At 68.3% G+C, this 17,573-nt stretch carries 11 protein-coding genes; 5 read left to right on the top strand and 6 right to left on the bottom strand.

Annotated features, from left to right (window positions below; genetic code table 11):
• Window position 1: 1 nt before the first annotated feature.
• Window positions 2-1,165, bottom strand: a complete 1,164-nt coding sequence (gene argE, locus NUW50_RS15560) for an acetylornithine deacetylase (RefSeq protein ID WP_258290051.1) — start codon at window positions 1,163-1,165, stop codon at window positions 2-4.
• Window positions 1,162-2,343 carry a M24 family metallopeptidase gene (locus tag NUW50_RS15555; protein WP_258290050.1) on the bottom strand — a complete coding sequence of 394 codons (1,182 nt, stop codon included), beginning with the start codon at window positions 2,341-2,343 and terminating at the stop codon, window positions 1,162-1,164. Before NUW50_RS15555 ends, argE begins: the two co-directional genes overlap by 4 nt.
• Window positions 2,344-2,608: 265 nt before the next feature.
• Here NUW50_RS15555 and eutB point away from each other — a divergent pair, with 265 nt between their 5' ends.
• The 5 genes from eutB (at window position 2,609) to NUW50_RS15530 (ending at window position 8,099) form a co-directional block, all read left to right on the top strand.
• Window positions 2,609-3,610, top strand: coding sequence for a hydroxyectoine utilization dehydratase EutB (gene eutB / locus NUW50_RS15550; protein WP_258290049.1), 1,002 nt, complete (start codon window positions 2,609-2,611; stop codon window positions 3,608-3,610).
• Window positions 3,600-4,580, top strand: a complete 981-nt coding sequence (locus NUW50_RS15545; protein ID WP_258290048.1) for a cyclodeaminase — start codon at window positions 3,600-3,602, stop codon at window positions 4,578-4,580. The genes eutB and NUW50_RS15545 overlap by 11 nt, the downstream gene beginning before the upstream one ends.
• A 1-nt stretch (window position 4,581) precedes the next feature.
• Window positions 4,582-5,058 carry an Lrp/AsnC family transcriptional regulator gene (locus NUW50_RS15540; RefSeq protein ID WP_258290047.1) on the top strand — a complete coding sequence of 159 codons (477 nt, stop codon included), beginning with the start codon at window positions 4,582-4,584 and terminating at the stop codon, window positions 5,056-5,058.
• 121 nt (window positions 5,059-5,179) lie between these two features.
• A complete protein-coding gene (locus NUW50_RS15535) occupies window positions 5,180-6,673 on the top strand; it encodes an NAD-dependent succinate-semialdehyde dehydrogenase (RefSeq protein ID WP_258290046.1) in 1,494 nt (497 codons plus the stop codon).
• A 52-nt stretch (window positions 6,674-6,725) separates the two neighbouring features.
• Window positions 6,726-8,099, top strand: coding sequence for an aspartate aminotransferase family protein (locus NUW50_RS15530; protein ID WP_258290045.1), 1,374 nt, complete (start codon window positions 6,726-6,728; stop codon window positions 8,097-8,099).
• Window positions 8,100-8,203: 104 nt separating this feature from the next.
• On the opposite strand, the gene NUW50_RS15525 is transcribed toward NUW50_RS15530, so the two are convergent.
• The 4 genes from NUW50_RS15525 to NUW50_RS15510 form a co-directional block, all read right to left on the bottom strand.
• A complete protein-coding gene (locus tag NUW50_RS15525; protein ID WP_258290044.1) occupies window positions 8,204-10,153 on the bottom strand; it encodes a caspase family protein in 1,950 nt (649 codons plus the stop codon).
• Window positions 10,143-14,468, bottom strand: coding sequence for a two-partner secretion domain-containing protein (locus NUW50_RS15520; protein ID WP_258290043.1), 4,326 nt, complete (start codon window positions 14,466-14,468; stop codon window positions 10,143-10,145). The genes NUW50_RS15525 and NUW50_RS15520 overlap by 11 nt, the downstream gene beginning before the upstream one ends.
• Window positions 14,416-16,185 carry a ShlB/FhaC/HecB family hemolysin secretion/activation protein gene (locus NUW50_RS15515; RefSeq protein ID WP_258290042.1) on the bottom strand — a complete coding sequence of 590 codons (1,770 nt, stop codon included), beginning with the start codon at window positions 16,183-16,185 and terminating at the stop codon, window positions 14,416-14,418. Before NUW50_RS15515 ends, NUW50_RS15520 begins: the two co-directional genes overlap by 53 nt.
• A gap of 161 nt (window positions 16,186-16,346) precedes the next feature.
• The gene (locus NUW50_RS15510; protein ID WP_258290041.1) at window positions 16,347-17,540 is read right to left on the bottom strand and encodes an amidohydrolase; all 1,194 of its coding nucleotides are present in this window, start codon (window positions 17,538-17,540) and stop codon (window positions 16,347-16,349) included.
• Between the last annotated feature and the right edge of the window lie 33 nt (window positions 17,541-17,573).

Genomic DNA, 17,573 nt, shown 5'->3' with positions numbered 1-17,573 from the left:
TTCATTGGCCCAGCCGGGCGCCGAGCCTGTCCAGCATGTCGAGACATTGCGCCAGCTGGTCCAGTTCCAGAAACTCGTCGGCCTTGTGCGCCTGCTCGATGGAGCCGGGGCCGCAGACCACGGTCGAGATGCCATGGCCCTGGAACAGGCCCGCCTCGGTGCCGAAACCGACCAGTTCCGCCTCGGTCTGGCCGGTCAGGGCAAAGACGATCTCGCGGGCCTCGTTCTCGGTCACCGGCTCCAGCCCGTCCACCTCGCCCACGGTTTCGGTGCTGATCTCGGCCAGGGGATGCACCGCCTGCATCTCGGGCAGCAAGCAGTGTTCGACATAGTCGCGCAGCGCCGCCTTGACAAAATCGGCATCCGGTCTTTGCACCGGCCGCATCTCCCAGTCGATCCGCGCCCGCCCGGCAATGACGTTATGCGCCAGACCACCATGCAGGGCGCCGGTGTTGATCGTGGTCCAGGGTGGATCGAAGCGGCTGGTCGCAGGCGCCCGCGTCTTCAGTTCTTCCTTCAGTTCCAGCAGCCGCGCCACGTAGCGGACCGCGTATTCCACCGCATTGATCCCCCGGTCCGGCAAGGAGCCGTGCCCTTCGAGCCCGACGAAACGGGTGGTGTATTCGTAGCAGCCCTTGTGCCCCTCGATCACCCGCATCTGCGTCGGCTCGCCGATGATCGCGACGCCGGGGCGCAGCTCGCGCATCTCGAGCGCCTCGATCAGCGCCCGGGCCCCGAAGCAGCCCACCTCCTCGTCATAGGTGAAGGCGAAATGCAGCGGCCGGTCGCGGACCCGCTCGGCCAGGACGGGCGCCATCGCCACCGCGGCGGCGATGAACCCCTTCATGTCGCAGGTGCCGCGGCCATAGAGCCGATCGTTGCGTTCGCTCAGTTCGAACGGATCGGTCGTCCAGGGCTGGCCCTCGACCGGCACCACGTCGCAATGGCCCGACAGCACGATCCCGCCATCGACATCCTGCGGTCCCAGGGTGGCGAAGAGATTGCCCTTGGTTCCCGAGCCGTCCAGAAACACCTCGGCCCGCGCGCCGATGAATTCCAGCCGCTCGGCCAGGGCCGAGACCATCGCCAGGTTGGAGTCGGTCGATACGGTCGGGAAGGCGACCAGGTCGCGCAGGATCTCGACCGCGGCGGCGATGTCGGTCATTTGACGAACAGCTTTCGGTCCATGAAGCAAAGCGTCTCGGCCGGGCCGGAATCGCGGATCAGGATCGTCTCGGTGGTTTCCAGCCCCCAGCCGTCCATCCAGAGGCCGGGCATGAAATGAAAGGTCATGCCGGGCTTGAGCTCGCTCTGGTCAGTGTCGCGCAGCGAGATCGTGCGTTCGCCCCAATCCGGCGGATAGCTGAGCCCGACCGGATAGCCGCAGCGGGCGTTGCGCTCGATCCCGGCCTTTGCGAGTTCGGCATGCAGCGCATTGGCCACGTCGCAGGCCCGCGCCCCCGGCTGCGCCGCCGCGATCCCCGCCTCGATCCCGGCGCAGAGCGCATCCGAGGCACGGCTCAGGTAATCGGGCGGCGGGCCGAAATGCACAGTGCGGCAGAGCGGCGCGTGATAGCGGCGGTAGCAGCCCGAAATCTCGAAGAAGGTGGCCTCGCCCCTTTGCAGCGGCGCGCCGTTCCAGGTCAGATGCGGGGCGGCGGCATCGGCGCCCGAGGGCAGCAGCGGCACGATTGCCGGATAATCGCCCCAGTCCTCGCCCACGCCGACCACCTGCGCCGCCTGTATCGTCGCGACAAGCCGGTTCTTCGGCAGACCCGGCTCGGCCATCTCCAGCGCCAGTTGCACGACATTCTCGGAAATCCGCGCCGCCTTGCGCATGAAGGCGATCTCTTCCGCCGACTTCACCCCGCGCTGCCAGTTCACCAGCGCCGTGGCATCGACCAGAGTGGCTTCGGGCAGTTCTTCTTCCAGCACCGCATGGGCCTTGGCCGAATAGTAGTAGTTGTCCATCTCGACCCCAATCCTCGCCCGGGCGCCGCCCAGATCGGTCAGGTGCCGGGCAAGGTCCTGCATCGGATGCGCGGCGGTGGTCTGCACCAGTGCGTCGGCATAGCCGTGGATATGGCTCTCGTCCATGTAGACCGTCCGCCTGGCGCCCTGCGCATCCTGGCCGCGCCCCCACCAGATCGGGGCACCCTGCCCCGGCACGATCACCCCCTGATGGACATAGAAGGACCAGCCGTCATAGCCGGTCAGCCAGGCCATGTTCGAGGGGTCGGTAACATAGAGGATATCCAGCCCCGCCGCCTCCATCCCGCGCCGGACAAGGGCCAGACGGCGGTCATATTCACTCTGGCTGAAAGGGAGGTCGGTGGCAGGCATGGGTATTCCCTGATTGCATTGTATACAACGTCGCGAGAGGGTCGGACGACCCGTGGATCGGCCCGGCAAGAGAGGGAGTTCACCGCCATGATTTCTTGACAGACTCGGAAATCACATGGTGTTGTGCACAACATAAGACCAACACGCCCAAACCCGTCAACAAGAATCAAACCGGACAGCCTGGCGGAGGTTCCTGGAATGACTGTCACCCAGCTGCGCGGCACCGGCACGGCGGGCCCGCCCTCGACCGGCGCCGCCTGAAGCGATGATCCCGCTCGCCGCCTTCCGGGCCGCCGCCGAGACCATTCGCGGCATTGCCGACGCGACACCGCTGGTGCCCTCGCCCTTCCATTCGGCGCAGGTCGGCCAGGAGGTGCTGCTGAAGCTGGAAACCGCGCAGCCGATCGGCGCATTCAAGCTGCGCGGCGCGCTGAATGCGGTTTCGGCCCTGCCCGACGAGACGCCGGGCGTCGCCTGCTGCTCGACCGGCAACCATGGCCGCGGCGTTGCCTATGCCGCCCGGTCACGCGGCCTGCGCGCGGTGATCTGCATGTCGGAACTGGTGCCGCAGGCCAAGTTCGACGGCATCCGGGCGCTTGGCGCCGAGGTGCGGATCATCGGCCGGAGCCAGGACGAGGCGCAGCAAGAGGTGCTGGCGCTTTGCCGCAACGAGGGGCTGGCGGAAATCTCGCCCTTCGACGACCCGGAGGTGATCGCCGGCCAGGGCACGATCGGGCTGGAACTGATGTCGGCCCGGCCCGATCTGGAACTGATCCTGGTGCCGCTCTCCGGTGGCGGCCTGGCGGCGGGGATTGCCGCCGCGGTCAAGGCGCTGAAGCCCTCGGTCCGGGTCATCGGCGTGACGATGGAGCGTGGCGCCGCCATGGCCGCCTCGATCCGCGCCGGGCATCCGGTGGAGGTTGCCGAGGTCGCCAGCCTGGCCGACAGCCTGGGCGGCGGGATCGGCCTGCAGAACCGGTTCAGCTATCCGATGTGCCGCGCCCTGCTCGACGATGCGGTGCTGGTCAGCGAGGAAGAGATCCGCGACGCCATGCAGGCGCTCTATTTCGAGGACCGAATGGTGGCCGAGGGCGCCTCGGTCACCGGGCTGGCGGCGCTGGCGAGCGGCAAGGTGCGGGCACGGGGGCCGGTGGCAACCGTCGTGACCGGGCGCAATCTCGACATGGGCTTGCATGCGCGGATCATGGCGGGCAAGGACGTGATGCTGGGCGACTATTCGCTGAAGGGCCGGACCTATGCCGCGTGACATCCGCATCGTGACCGAGGCCGAACTGCGCGCGGTGCTGCGGCTGGACCTGGCGCTGGTCGATGCCATCGAAAGGGCCTTCGCGGCGCTGGCGGCGGGTGGCGTGGTGATGCCCCCGATCCTGTCGATGGATCTGCCCGCCGTGCATGGCGAGGTCGATGTGAAGACCGCCTGGCTTCCCGGTTTCGACGGTTTCGCGATCAAGGTCTCGCCCGGTTTCTTCGACAATCCGAAACTGGGCATCCCCAGCCTGAACGGGCTGATGATCCTGCTCTCCGCCACGACCGGGCTGGTCGAGGCGGTGTTTCTCGACAACGGCTATCTGACCGACCTGCGCACCGCCGCCGCCGGGGCCGTGGCGGCGCGGCATCTGGCGCCGGCGAGCGTGACCACCGCCGGGGTGCTGGGAACCGGCGTCCAGGCGCGGTTGCAGATCGCGGCGGCGCATCTGGTCCGGCCCTTCACCCGCGTCCTCGTCTGGGGGCGCGATCCGGCGAAGGCCGCCGCCTGCGCGGCCGATATCGGCCGCACCCTGGGGGTCGAGGCCGAGGTGATGACCGATCCCGCCGAACTGGTCGCGCAAAGCCAGCTGGTCGTCACCACCACCCCGGCCCGCACCCCGGTGCTGAAGGCCGACTGGCTGCATCCGGGCCTGCACATCACCGCCATGGGCTCGGACCAGGCCGGCAAGAACGAGATCGACCCGCAGGCACTGGCCGCCGCCGATCTCTATGCCTGCGACCGCATTGCCCAGGTCGCGCTGCTGGGAGAGCTGCGCGCGGCGCGGGAGGCCGGGCTGGCGCCCGATCCGGTGGAACTTGGCGCCCTGATCAGCGGCGCGGCACCGGGGCGGCAGCGGCCGAGCGACGTCACGATCTGCGACCTGACCGGCACCGGGGCGCAGGACACAGCCATCGCGGCCCATGTCGGGCCGCTGCTGGATGGCGCCGGAACCGTGGTCAGGGCCTGAGATGCACCCGCTCGACGCCCGCGACCTGGCCATCCTGCAGATCCTTTCCCGCGACGGCCGGATCACCAAGGCGGCGCTGGCCGCAAAGGTCGGGCTGTCGGCCACCCCCTGCTGGGAACGGCTGAAACGGCTGGAAGCCGCCGGGATCATCCAGGGCTACCGCGCCGAGATCGGGCTGAAGCCGCTGGGCCCGCATGTCACCGTCTTCGTCACCGCGGAACTGGCCGACCACACCGGCGCCAGCTTCCGCCGCTTCGAAGCCGCCATCGCGGCAGTGGAGGAGATCACCGGCTGCTGGGCGCTCGGCGGCGGCCAGGACTATCTGCTGCAGGTCGTCACCCGCGACATCGACAGCTATCAGCGGCTGATCGACAGCCTTCTCGACGCCCGCATCGGGTTGGCGCGCTATTACAGCTACATCGTCACCAAGCCGGTGAAATCCGGCCCGCCGCCGCTGGCTGCGCTGCTGGGCGGATGAATCGGCTGCCGGAGGCGTCTCTGGCAGTGGAAACATCTGGCAGAGGCCGAAGCTTTGGTGGGAAGTCCTGCCTTCCCCGGCGCATGATCCGGACAGCGAGACCCCTGCCCCGGAGGCCCCAATGCCCGCCAGCAAGCCGCACCCGGCAACCGCCCTGTCGCTGCGCCCCGATCTTTCCGACCCGCGCCTGGTGCGCTCCTTCGCCTTTGTCGCGGGGCGCTGGCAGGCCGCTTCGGACGGGGCCAGCTTTCCGGTCCGCGATCCGGCCACCGGCGACATCCTGGGCGATGTGGTCAGCCTCTCCGCCAGTGACAGCGCCGCGGCAATCGATGCGGCACAGGCCGCCTTTCCCGGCTGGGCCGCGCGGTTGCCACAGGAACGCGGCGCCCTGCTGCGGCTCTGGTTCGAGGCGATCCGCGCCAATCGCGACGACCTGGCCCGGATCATGGTGCTGGAACAGGGCAAGCCGTTGTCCGAGGCCCTGGGCGAAATCGACTACGCCGCCTCCTTAGTCGAATTCTATGCCGAAGAGGCCAAGCGCCCGAATATCGAAGGCGTGACCAGCCATCTGCATGGCGCCGAGATGGAGGTCTGGCGCGAACCGGCTGGGGTGGCGGCGCTGATCGCGCCCTGGAACTTCCCCGCCGCGATGCTGACCCGCAAGGCCGCCGCGGCGCTGGCCGCTGGCTGCACGGTACTGGCGCACCCTTCCGCCGAGACCCCGTTCTCGGCCCTGGCGCTGGCCGAACTGGCCGAACGCGCCGGGCTTCCGCCGGGTGTGTTCAATGTCCTGCCCGGCGATGCCGCCACCGTCACCGGCCCCTGGATTGCCGATCCCCGGGTCCGGGTTCTGTCCTTTACCGGCTCGACCGAGGTCGGGCGGCGGCTGGCGGCGGGCGCCTCGGCGACGATGAAGTCGCTGGTCATGGAACTGGGCGGCCATGCCCCGGTGCTGGTCTTCGCCGATGCCGATCTGGACCGCGCCGTGGCCGAGACGATCAAGGCCAAGTTCGCCACCTCGGGGCAGGATTGCCTGGCCGCCAACCGGATCCTTGTCGAGCGCCCGCTCTATGACGCCTTTTGCGCCCGCTTTGCCGAGGCGACCCGGGCGCTGACCGTCGGCCCGGGGCTCGACGATCCCGACATCGGCCCGCTGATGAACGAGCGTGCGGTCGCCAAGCAGGAGGCGCAGGTGGCCGATGCCCTGTCCAGGGGCGCGCGGCTGCTGACCGGCGGCGCCCGGCTGCCCCAGGGACCGCTCTTTCACGCACCGACGGTTCTGGCGGACGTGCCCGACAGCGCGGCGATCTTTCGCGAGGAGACTTTCGGTCCGGTCGCTTCGCTGGCTCCGTTCGATTCCGAGGCCGAGGCGATCACCCGCGCCAATGCCACCGAATACGGGCTGGTCGCCTATCTGCACTCCCGCGATCCGGGCCGCATCTACCGGGTCAGCCGGGCGCTGCAATTCGGCATGGTCGCGGTCAACCGCACCCAGGTCACCGGCGCCCCGATCCCCTTTGGCGGCATGAAACAGTCCGGGCTGGGCCGCGAAGGCGCCCGGTTGGGAATGGAGGCTTTCACCGAGGTGAAATACCTCTGCCGCGACTATGGCTGACCCGCGCCGCCGACACCACGAGATACAGGTTTGCAATGAAGAAGGAACCGACATGCTGACGAATGACCAACTCGACCGATGGGACCGCGAGAGCTTCTTTCACCCCTCGACCCATCTCGCCCAACATGCCCGCGGCGAAAGCCCCGGCCGGATCGTCACCGGCGGCGAGGGCGTCTATATCGAGGACCGCGACGGCAACCGGCTGCTCGACGCCTTCGCCGGGCTCTATTGCGTCAATGTCGGCTATGGCCGCCCCGAAATCGCCGAGGCCATCGCGGCCCAGGCCAGGGAGCTGGCCTATTACCACGCCTATGTCGGCACCGGCACCGAGGCGTCGATCACCCTTGCCCACATGATCCTTGAACGGGCGCCGAAAGGCATGTCCAAGGTCTATTTCGGGCTGGGCGGTTCGGATGCCAACGAGACCAACATCAAGCTGATCTGGTATTACAACAACATCCTCGGCCGGCCCGAGAAGAAGAAGATCATCTCGCGCTGGCGCGGCTATCACGGCTCGGGGCTGATGACCGGCTCGCTGACCGGGCTGGAACTGTTCCACAAGAAATTCGACCTGCCGCTGCCGCAGGTGCTGCATACCGAGGCGCCCTATTATTTCCGCCGCCCCGATCCGGCGATGACCGAGGCCCAGTTCACCGCGCATTGCGTGGCGAAACTGGAAGAGATGATCGACCGCGAAGGGGCCGATACCATCGCCGCCTTCATCGGTGAGCCGGTGCTGGGCACCGGCGGCATCGTGCCGCCGCCCGAAGGTTACTGGCCCGCGATCCAGGAGGTGCTGGACCGTCATGACATCCTGCTGATCGCCGATGAGGTCGTGACCGGTTTCGGCCGTCTCGGCACCATGTTCGGCTCGGACCACTACGGCATGCGGCCCGATCTCATCACCATCGCCAAGGGGCTGACCTCGGCCTATGCGCCGCTCTCCGGTTCGATCGTCGGCGACCGGATGTGGAAGGTGCTGGAACAGGGCACCGACGAGAACGGCGCGATCGGTCACGGCTGGACCTATTCGGCCCATCCGATCGGCGCCGCGGCGGGGGTGGCGAACCTGAAGCTGGTCGATTCTCTCGGACTGGTGGCGAATGCCGGTTCGACCGGGGCGCTTCTGAACGCGGCGCTGAAGGACGCCCTGGGCGAGCATCCGAATGTCGGCGAGGTGCGCGGCGCCGGAATGCTGGCGGCGGTCGAATTCGTCGAGGACCGCGAGACCCGCAAACCGCTCGACCCGGCCCGCAAGATCGGCCCGGCGCTGGCGGCGAAACTGCTGGAGCAGGACAAGGTGATCGCCCGGGCGATGCCGCAGGGCGACATCCTGGGCTTCGCCCCGCCGCTCTGCCTGACACCGGAGGAGGCGGGGACGATCGTCGAGGCCACGGCAAGGGCGGTGAAATCCGTCCTCGGCTGACCGACCGTCCCACGCAACCGGAAACCAGACAGCGGCCGTTCCACCGGGACGGCCGCTGCTCATCGTGCGAACCGGCGGACCAGGACCGGCCCGCAAAGACCGGTCTATCCGTTGGCCAGGATTTCGGCGTCGAACCCGCCATTGCGCCAGGCCTGCAATGCCGCGATCAGCTTGGGCCCGGAGACCCCGTCCAACGCATCATCATAGAGCCCCGCCCGTTCGAGACGTGCCTGCAGGGCGCGCAGGGTTTCGCGGTGCCAGTTCTGCGCCTTCTCGGTGAACTCCTGCAGGATCGCGCCATCGTCCGAGGCGATCCCCAGCAGCAGTTGCACGGCCGCGGCATCCGGATCCTGCGGCACCCCGCGGCCTTCGTCCAGCAGTACCGCCGCCGCCCGGTAGGCGCGCGGCTCGCCCTCGCGGGCGGCGCGTTCGAACAGCGCCAGCGCATCGGAGGGAATGCCGAAACTGCCTTGCTGGGCCAGCACCCCAAGGTTGAAGGTCGCAATCGCCGATCCGTTGCCCGAAGCCTCCTGCAACAGGGCCATGCCGCGCTCGGGGTCCTGCTCGATCCCGTCGCCCTGCAACAGCGCCACCGCCAGGTTGATCGCGGCATCCGGGCTGCCCAGTTCGGCGGCCTTCTGATAGAGCGCCAACGCCCCGGCCTTGTCCTTGGGCACGCCGTCGCCCGTCTCCATCAAGAGCCCGAGCGAGACCATGGCCCGCAGGTCGCCGGCATCCGCCGCCTGCCGGTAGAGCTTCACCGCCTCGTCACGCAACCCCGCGGCCGCCGTGGCCCGCGCCAGCAGCGCCACATAGCGTGCCTGATCCGGGAAGGTCTCCACCGCCGCCTGGCAGGCCTGCAACGCCTGCGTGACCTGGCGGCTCAGCACCTCGAACGGCACGCCGGGCGTGGTCGCGGTGCGATCGCGCGGATGGGTGGCATAGAGCTCGCATCGCCGCCCCGGGCCCAGTTCCTGCTCGGCCGGCAGTTCCGCCGCCAGCCGCCGCGCCTCTTCGACATGACGCCCGGTGGGATAGAGCGAGATGTAGCTGTCGTAGAGCTGCCGCAGCCGGGTCCGCTGCGCCAGTTCCCACAGCTGCTCGCCATCGTCTCCGGCCTCCTCCAGACCGCGCTGAGCGGTGCGGATGTCGGTCGCCGCCTTGTCCGAGGACAGGAAGGCGATGACATCGCGGGTATGGGCCCCGTCGGGATAGCGCTCCAGATAGAGCCGCATCAGATCCGGGTCCTGCGAGCGGAAGGCGACCTGATAGAGGATCGTCTCGGACGAGACATTGGCCGGGCCGGGATCGAACTGGAACTGCCGGGTCAGCGAGGAGTTCTCCCAGGGAATCTGCTGTCCGCCGGTCGAGGCGATGACATCCTTGCGCACCGCGATCATCATGTCCCCGATATCCTGCCCCGCCGTCTGGATATGGCTGAGCACCGCTTCGGTGAAGGTGCCGTTGCGGCCCTCGCCGTCGAATGCGACCGCGCCGGGCTGGGTGGCATAGGCGATCAGGAAGTCGGCCGAACTGCCGACCCGCGCCAGGCCGCCCGGCGCATTGCCGCCCGCCAGGCCCAGCGGGTTGTCGCGGCAGGAATCGAGGAACACCAGCTTCAGCCCCGGGCTCTTCACCAGGGCGTCCATGACATCATCCAGCGCGATCGTCTGATCGACCACCGTCGAGGCATCGGTCAGGGTCAGATCGACCGGCACCAGATAGTTCTGGTTGTCCACCTGGAAGGCATGGCCGGCATAGTAGAACAGCGCCACGTCCGACTTGGCCGCCGCCTCGCCGAAATCGTCGATCAGCTTGGACATCCCGGCATGCGACTGGTCGATGCCGAGGAAGACCTTGAAATCCAGCTCTTCCAGCGCCCCGGCCACGTCGCGGGCATCGTTGACCGGGTTGTCCAGCACCGGCGCCGAGACATAACCGCCATTGCCGATCACCAGCGCCACCCGCACCTCGGCCTGGGCCAGGCACGCTGTCAGCCCGAGCCAGGCCAGGATCAGGACGGCCAGGACCGGCCGGAAGGGGCTACAGGCCAACCGCGCGCTCAAGCTCCAGATTGACCGATTTGACTGCTGCAAGAACCACATTCCCCTGTTCGACCTGAACCCGTGCCAAATCCGGATCGTCGGCGCGGATCAGCGAGATCGACTTGCGGATTTCGTTTTCCGCAGTCTGCAACGACCGCCGCGCTTCGTCCACCGCATCACGGCGAATTGCTTGGCGTTCGGCATCGGAGCTGGCATTGGCCAGCCGCGAGATGGCCTTGTCGCGCGCCGCATCGACCCCCTGCCGGGCGGTCTGGATGATCGCCGAGACATTCTGCAGCGACGGCGGCAGATCGGCGGCCAGCTTGTCCAGCGCCGAGGCGTAGTTGTCGAGCGAATCGGACAGGCAGGCGAGGAAGTCCTCGGTCTGGCCTTCGGTCTGGTTGCAGCTGGCCACGGCCTCTTGCAAGCCATCCGAGATATCGGAGATCTCGTCCAGCACGTCCTTGGCCTTGGCGACGGTCTGCGGACCACTGTCCGGCCCCGATGCGGGATCGCCGTTCTGGGTCAGCTGGACGTCCACCGTGTCCGGCGGATTCGGCGGCGGACCGCTGAGCGGCGGCAGGGGCAGCGACTGCGGCGGGCTGGCAGGTTCGATCGTCAGGCTGCCGTTGACCAGGGCGACCTCGTAGTTCGATGTCTGCTGGCCATCGGTCAAGCCGGTGCCCTGATAGTCCTCGATAAAGATTGGATAGGGGCTCTCTTCGACCGTCCCGCCCTGTTCCCCCGGGCTGTACAGCAGGACCGAGTCGATCGTGTCGCCGTTGACCAGACCCTCGACACTGTAACCGCCGGTCAGGTCGATCGTCTCGCCTTCGGAAAAGACCTGGTCCAGCGCGGTGATGACCAGGGTCGCCGGGGTGATGGTCAATGTCGCCAGGCCGGCGACGACCCGATAGGCGACATCGCCTGCGCTGGTCAGCACCGAGGCGTTCGGGCTGATCAGATAAAATCCGACATTGCCGCGCCCGTAGCTGGCCCCGAACAGCCCGCTGAGATCAAGCGTGTCGCCGTCCATGTCGAAGACATAGCTGTCCGGCCCGCCATAGGTGGTGCCGGAGACGCTGGGGGTTTCGCCATAGACGAATTCAGCATCGTCGGCCGCGGCATAGACGACCGGGTCGATGCTGTAGAGCGCCGGGTAACTGCCCGGTTCCGATGGCGCCCAGTCGGCGGCGAAGTCCCACCCCGCGGCGCCGGCCAGCGCCATGAACCCGGCCTGGTCCTGGAATGCCGCCGTGCTCAGCCCGGTCGCCGTGTCCTGCGAGCCCCCAAGCCCGCTGTTGTCGGTATCCCAATAGCCCCCGGTCAGCGTGCCGCCGCCGTCAAAGCCGGTGAAGCCGCCCAGATAGGTGTAGCAGCAGGGCGTGATCGACATCAGCCTGGCGGAGAACGCCTCTCCGATGCTGCCGCTGTTGGTGCCCGCAAAGCCGCCGAACAGGTAATCGGTCTCGGTATACGAGCTATCCTGACCGCTGACGGTCAAGTCGCCCAGCGTGTAGGACCGGGCAATCGTGCCGATGCCCATGTTTCTGCCGACGAACCCGCCGACGGTCCCGGCTCCCAGGCTGAAATCGACGTCGATGTCATTGACCGCCTTGGCCTGATCCACCGACCCCGAGTTGATCCCGATCAACCCGCCCAGAACCAGATCGTTGTCGCCCGAGACCGAGAGACTGCCGGCTACCACCGCATGCAGGATGTCGCCGGCACTCAGGGACGCCAGCCCCCCCACATAGGCCGCGGCGGATGCTGCGACGTTGATCGCGCTGTTGCCGATCACCCTCTGCGCCGAGGCACCGGATTCGACAGTGCCGAACAGGCCACCGACATACCAGGCCACTTGGCCGTCACCGGTGAGGTCGATGGAGCCCGAGGCCTCGCTGTCTGCGACCGAAGACCCGTAGTCGAGCGTCCCGACAAGGCCGCCCAGCGTCACAAAGCTCGCCCCGTTCCCGGAAATGTCCAGCGTTCCCGACAGGCTTCCCGTATACAGGCCGTTGCTGATCGTGGTTTCGTAGGCCTCGCCCAGCAGGCCCCCGACATCCATGATCGTGTCGAACCCCGAACTGCCGTCCCCCGAGACATCGGCCGTGACCTCGACCTCGTCGATGGTGCTGCCCTCGGCATATCCTGCCAAGCCGCCGACGTAACGGGCCAGATCGCCCTGCACGGTACCGGAGACGAAGACATCCGACACCGTCGAATCATCCATGGCCCCCGCCAGAGCGCCCGCGAAGTAGTATCCGTAGATATCGACATTGGTCAGGGACAGGTTCGAGATCGTCGCCCCATTGGTCGTGGCGAACAGCCCGGCATCGTAATTCACCGTCATCAGCCCGTCGATGGCATGCCCGCGCCCATCGAAAGTGCCGGTAAAGGGGTCCGAGCCTTCGCCGAAGGAACCGATCGGAATGAAGCCACCGCCGAAGTTCCAGTTCGAGGTGCCCGTGGCATCGACATCCCCGCCCAGGGCGAAATTGCCGTCGAGCATGGAGCCCATGCCCTGCACCCCGTAGATGTCGGTCAGCACCCAGGGGTCCGCGACGGTGCCGGTGCCGCCGGTCGCACGCAGGAAGGTGCCCGAGCTATAGAAGTCTCCGGCATAGAAATCGGGCAGTGTCCCGACCTGGGTCCATGTGCCACCGTATTGCGAGAACGAGCCGACGCTGATCGCCGCGCTGGCGGTCGCCGTCAGCGCGCTCAGGACCAGCGAACCGGACGCCGCGGTGATCGGCGCCGCGATCGAAACGGCGTTGTCCGCGTAGAGATAGAGCGTGCTGTCGGTGTCCCAGCCCAGGGCCGTGGCGATGGTGATGTTGCCGGCATCTCCATTGTCGTTCTCGGAGGTGTCCAGGGTCCAGTTGCCGAACGCGAGGTTGCTTTCCAGCACCGCGACATCCAGCTGGGTCTCGTCGGAATCGTCGTAGTCGGCGCTTGCGACGACCACGATATCTTGCGGGTCGAGCGTCCCGTGCCCGCTATTGCCCGCCGGAGCCCGCAGGTCGGCCAGGCCGCGGTAGCTCAGCCCGTCGCGGCCCGAGACCTCGACCTCGCCGCCATTGCCGCCCTCGGGGCCGCCGCGCGCGACGATCTGGCCGTCGAAGACCGTATAGATGTCGGACCAGACCACGATCCTGCCGCCGTCGCCGTTCCCGGTCCCGCTGGCCAGCAGGCGGCTGGCAAAATCGACGCTGACGGTATCGGCATGCGGCAGATCGCCGGCACCGCGGAAATCGCCGCCGATCCGGATGTCGCCGCCGCCATCGCGGCCGCTGACATCCAGCGTCGCGCCTTCCAGCACGATATCGGCGCCGGTGATCTCGATCACGCCACCGCGTTCGGGCCGCGCCGGAGGCACGGGAGACCGCTCGACGATGGTCGCCGGGGCCTGCGCGTCGATCCGGCCCGAGACCCGGACGCCGCCGCCCCCGCCGCCCAGCACCACCCGGCCCGACCGGCCCGAGACGGTGCGGGCCTCGATCACGCCCGACATGTTGACCACGTTGCGGGCCGCCTCGCGCGCGGCATCGGCGCGCAGTTCGACCACGCCGCCATTGGCCGAGATCTGCCCGGCCTGGTCGATCAGGGCTTCGCCCAGCCCGTCGTCATCCACCGGCAGCGCGATCTGCAGGAAGCTGTCGCCGCCGAAGTCCAGCGTCACCCGGCTGCCGGCGCCCAGGCCGACGGTGCCCAGCGGCACCCGGATGCTGCCGGTATTCGACACCCGGCCCCCGATCAGCGCCGCATAGCCGCCCGGAACGATGTCGATGGCGCCATGGTTCTCGACCCCTGCCGGAGTGCCCGAGCCGGCAAAGCGCAGCCGCCCGGCCATGAAATCCTCGTTCGAGATGTCCAGCGTCGAGCCGACGAAGCCCGCCGTGGCAACCCGCCCGTTGCGACCGATCACGATGCCGTTCGGGTTCACCACGAAGACCTGGCCATTGGCCTGCAAGGTGCCGTCGATGATCGTAGACATGTCGCCGGTGACACGGTTGAGCAGCACCGACTGACCGTTCAGCTGCTGGACCGTGAAGATGCTGCCCGGCGCGATCGAGAAGCTGTTCCAGTCGATCACGGCACGGTCGGAATACTGGTCCACCACCATGCTGCCGGCACCCGGCCGGGTGATGTCCACCGACCCGGCGACCACATTCGGCGCCTCGGGCAGATCCTGGGCAAGCACCGCCCCCGACGACAAGAGCGCCGCGATCAGCCCGCCGGCCGTCCAGACGATTGCGGCCCCCTGCCGCTCAGAACCGATACGAGCCCTGAATCGTGAGACGTCGTGCATCCTGTCCACCATCGTCCCGGTTTCCTTCCCCATACTCGATCCTGAGCGTCCCCGACGAAAACTTGGGATCACGGATCGAGACCAGTTCCACACCCAGCCCGTAGGCCACCGCACCGACGCGCCCCGCCTCTCCGGCACTCGGCCGGGCGCGATAGACCTCGCCAACGGCCCCGAAGAGATAGGGATTGATCAGCAGCGGCTTGCCGAAGGCCTGCGATTCCACCCGCCGCGACACCTCGGCCCGGATCAGCCAGCCCGCATCGCCCGACAGCGCCCCTTCGTCGAAGGGCGACAGCCCCTGCAGCGAGGCGATTCCGAATTGTTCGGACGACAGCAGCGGCGCCCCGAAGGCAGTCTGCGCCTGGCCCGCGATCGACAGCGAATAGACATCGGCGAAGGGCTGCCGGTAACGGGCCGACAATTCCAGCTTCTTGAAGGCGGCATCGGCCCCGTCGCGCGACAGCGGCGTGCCGCCCGAGGCATCCTCCCGGCTGCGCGCCCCCAGGGCGTCGAACCCCAGCGACAGCACCGCGCCGGCCTCGAACACCGCGCCCTTGTCCCGGATCCAGACCCCGTCCGCCGACAGCCGCAGAACCCGGGTCCGGTCCTCATGCAGCGGCAGCTTGCCCACCGCGGTCAGCAGGTCGAGCCGGTCGCGCGCCATGTCGAAGCTCAACTGCACGCTCAGGTTCTTCCGGGTCGAGCGTATCAGCGGATAGAAGATGCGGGCCGACAGCCGTTCGTAGCTGCTGGTCGATGCGCCGCCGGCCGATTCCGGCGTGGTCCGGCTCTGGGTCGCCTCGAGACCGAAGGTCAGCCCGTCCTCGCCCACCGGCACCACCGTGCCGAGGGCCAGGGTCCGCAACCGCGGATTGGCCGAGAACAGCCCGCCCTCGCCGCCCAGCTGCGGATGGCCCGAGAGCCGTCCGTAGATCACCTCGCCCAGACCCAGAGCCCCGTTCAGTTCCAGGCCGGAGGAAATGTTGTAGTTGCCCAGAGCGTCGGAAAAGCTGTTGTCGATCCCGAAGAAGCCGGTGAGCCTGCGATAGACGGGATCGAGCACGATCACCGTGCCGCCCGGCGTCGCCCCGGCCGCCAGGGCCGAGCCGAGGGCCACGCCATAGGTATCGCCCGCCAGCAGCAGCCGCCGCTCCAGATCCGCCAGCCGCAGCCCGCGCTTGCCGACCAGCGGCCGGGTCAGGCCGGAAATCCGGCCCCGCAGCGAAGGCGGCACCGCCGAATCGTCGATCGTCTCGACATAGCCGTCGATGATCGTCAGCCGCAGCTTGCCCCCATCGACCAGGGTCTGCGCCGGGATCACCACCCGCGACAGAACGAAACCGGCCCTGGCATAGGCGGCTTCCAGTTCGGCGGCGGCGGCGAATATCTCGCTGACAGCGATCCGGTGCCCGGTCAGCCGGTCGATCAGGGCCTGGACCTGTTCCTCGGTGCCCGGCAGCGCATTGCTGACGGTGACATCGGTGATCAGGATCGAAAGCTTGTCCGCCCCCGGAGGGGCCTTGAGCCCGGGCTCCCCGGAGAACACAAGCGCCCCGGTCAGCCGCTGCGCCGGAGGCTCGTAGCTGGGATCGGCAATCTCTGCGGCGGTCTGCGCCCGAATCGGACCGGCAGCGGCAAGGGCCAGCAACGCCAGCACCAGCCCGAGCGACGAGCGCCCCCGACCAGACGAAGCCGGAATCGACCGGCTCCCGCAACTCGAAATGGTCATGCGAGTTTCCTGCACGGGCCCTCACTCTCATGCTTCGGCAAATTCTGGTTGCAGAAACGCGTTTACCACACGGAAAGCAACACTAAGCGATTTGATCCCCAAAAGAAATCTCTTATAGCGGCATCCATGCGCCAGCGGGCCCCCGCCGCGCCGGGTCCGGCTCAGCCCGCCATGGCGCCCGAACCGAGAAGCTCTTCCAGGATGGCCAGAAAGATGTCGGCCCCTCTCGGAATCAGGGCATCCGGAAAGTCGTAATCCGGGTTGTGCAGGGCCGGCAGGGTCTCGCCCGCGCCAAGCAACAGGATCGCCAGCGCCGCATCCGCGCCGAACCGCCCGAAATCCTCCGAAGGCCGCACCGGCAGCGGGCCGGTGCCGACGGGCACGTTCAGCCGCTCCAGCGCCCGGGCCGCGATCCCGACCGCCTCGGGCGCGTTCCCGGTGGTGACGAAGACATCGCGATAGCCGATCTCGGCCTGCAGCCCCGCCGCCCCGGCCACCTCCCGCACCAGTGCCTCGGCCGCCTCGACAAGGCCGGCCATCCGGGCATCGCGCAGGGTCCGCAGCGTGACATGCAGCACCGCCTCGCCCGGCGCGACCCCGAAAGTCGCCGCGCCCAGCCGCGCATGAGTGACCGTCGCCAGGGCGAAATCCGGGTCCGACGCCAGGCCGCCGCGACCCAGAGCCGCCAGGCGCGGCATCAGTTCGGCCATCGCCGCCATCGGCGACAGGCCGGTTTCCGGCTGCGAGGCATGGGCCGTGCGTCCGATCAGCCGCAGATGCATCCCGCGCGAGGCACAGAAGGCAGGCCCCTCGATCAGGCAGACCTCTCCGAAGGGCACGCCGGGGTAGTTGTGCAGCGCAAAGGCATAGTCCGGCCTCAGATCGGAAAACCCCGGATCGGCCAGCACCCGCGCCGCGCCGCTGCCATCCTCCTCCGCCGGCTGGAAGAGCAGCACCACCGACCCGCGGGCCGGGCGCCAACGCCCCAGCATCCGCGCCAGGCCGGCGAGAATGGCCATATGCCCGTCATGGCCGCACAGATGCCCCTTGCCCGGCACCGTCGAGCGCCAGTCGCAGGCGCCGGTCTCCTCGATCGGCAGCGCGTCCAGTTCGCAGCGGATCAGCACCCGCGGCCCCGGCACCCCGCTATCGTAGAGCGCCGCAACGCCATGCCCGCCCAGGTTCCCGACAATCCGGTCGGGGCTCGTCCCGCCCAGCATCCCGACGACCCGGGCGGCGGTCCCCGCTTCCTCGCCCGAGACCTCGGGGTGGCGGTGCAACTCCCGCCGCCAGGCGGTCAGTTCGGCAATCTCGGCCTCGGTCAGGCGCGGGCGGTCATTGGTCAACGCGGTCATGCGGTCTCCGGAAGCTGGCGGTCGCGGGCGATC

The sequence above is a fragment of the Frigidibacter sp. ROC022 genome (genome assembly GCF_024723735.1).
Classification (GTDB): Bacteria; Pseudomonadota; Alphaproteobacteria; order Rhodobacterales; family Rhodobacteraceae; genus SLM-1.
This window is presented reverse-complemented; position numbering and strand designations above follow the sequence as displayed.

Bases quoted from the DNA above. Each gene is read 5' to 3' on its own strand.
- argE (WP_258290051.1), bottom strand. From the start codon at position 1,165: ATGACCGACATCGCCGCCGCGGTCGAGATCCTGCGCGACCTGGTCGCC.
- NUW50_RS15555 (WP_258290050.1), bottom strand. From the start codon at position 2,343: ATGCCTGCCACCGACCTCCCTTTCAGCCAGAGTGAATATGACCGCCGT.
- eutB (WP_258290049.1), top strand. From the start codon at position 2,609: ATGATCCCGCTCGCCGCCTTCCGGGCCGCCGCCGAGACCATTCGCGGC.
- NUW50_RS15545 (WP_258290048.1), top strand. From the start codon at position 3,600: ATGCCGCGTGACATCCGCATCGTGACCGAGGCCGAACTGCGCGCGGTG.
- NUW50_RS15540 (WP_258290047.1), top strand. From the start codon at position 4,582: ATGCACCCGCTCGACGCCCGCGACCTGGCCATCCTGCAGATCCTTTCC.
- NUW50_RS15535 (WP_258290046.1), top strand. From the start codon at position 5,180: ATGCCCGCCAGCAAGCCGCACCCGGCAACCGCCCTGTCGCTGCGCCCC.
- NUW50_RS15530 (WP_258290045.1), top strand. From the start codon at position 6,726: ATGCTGACGAATGACCAACTCGACCGATGGGACCGCGAGAGCTTCTTT.
- NUW50_RS15520 (WP_258290043.1), bottom strand. From the start codon at position 14,468: ATGGTGGACAGGATGCACGACGTCTCACGATTCAGGGCTCGTATCGGT.
- NUW50_RS15515 (WP_258290042.1), bottom strand. From the start codon at position 16,185: ATGACCATTTCGAGTTGCGGGAGCCGGTCGATTCCGGCTTCGTCTGGT.
- NUW50_RS15510 (WP_258290041.1), bottom strand. From the start codon at position 17,540: ATGACCGCGTTGACCAATGACCGCCCGCGCCTGACCGAGGCCGAGATT.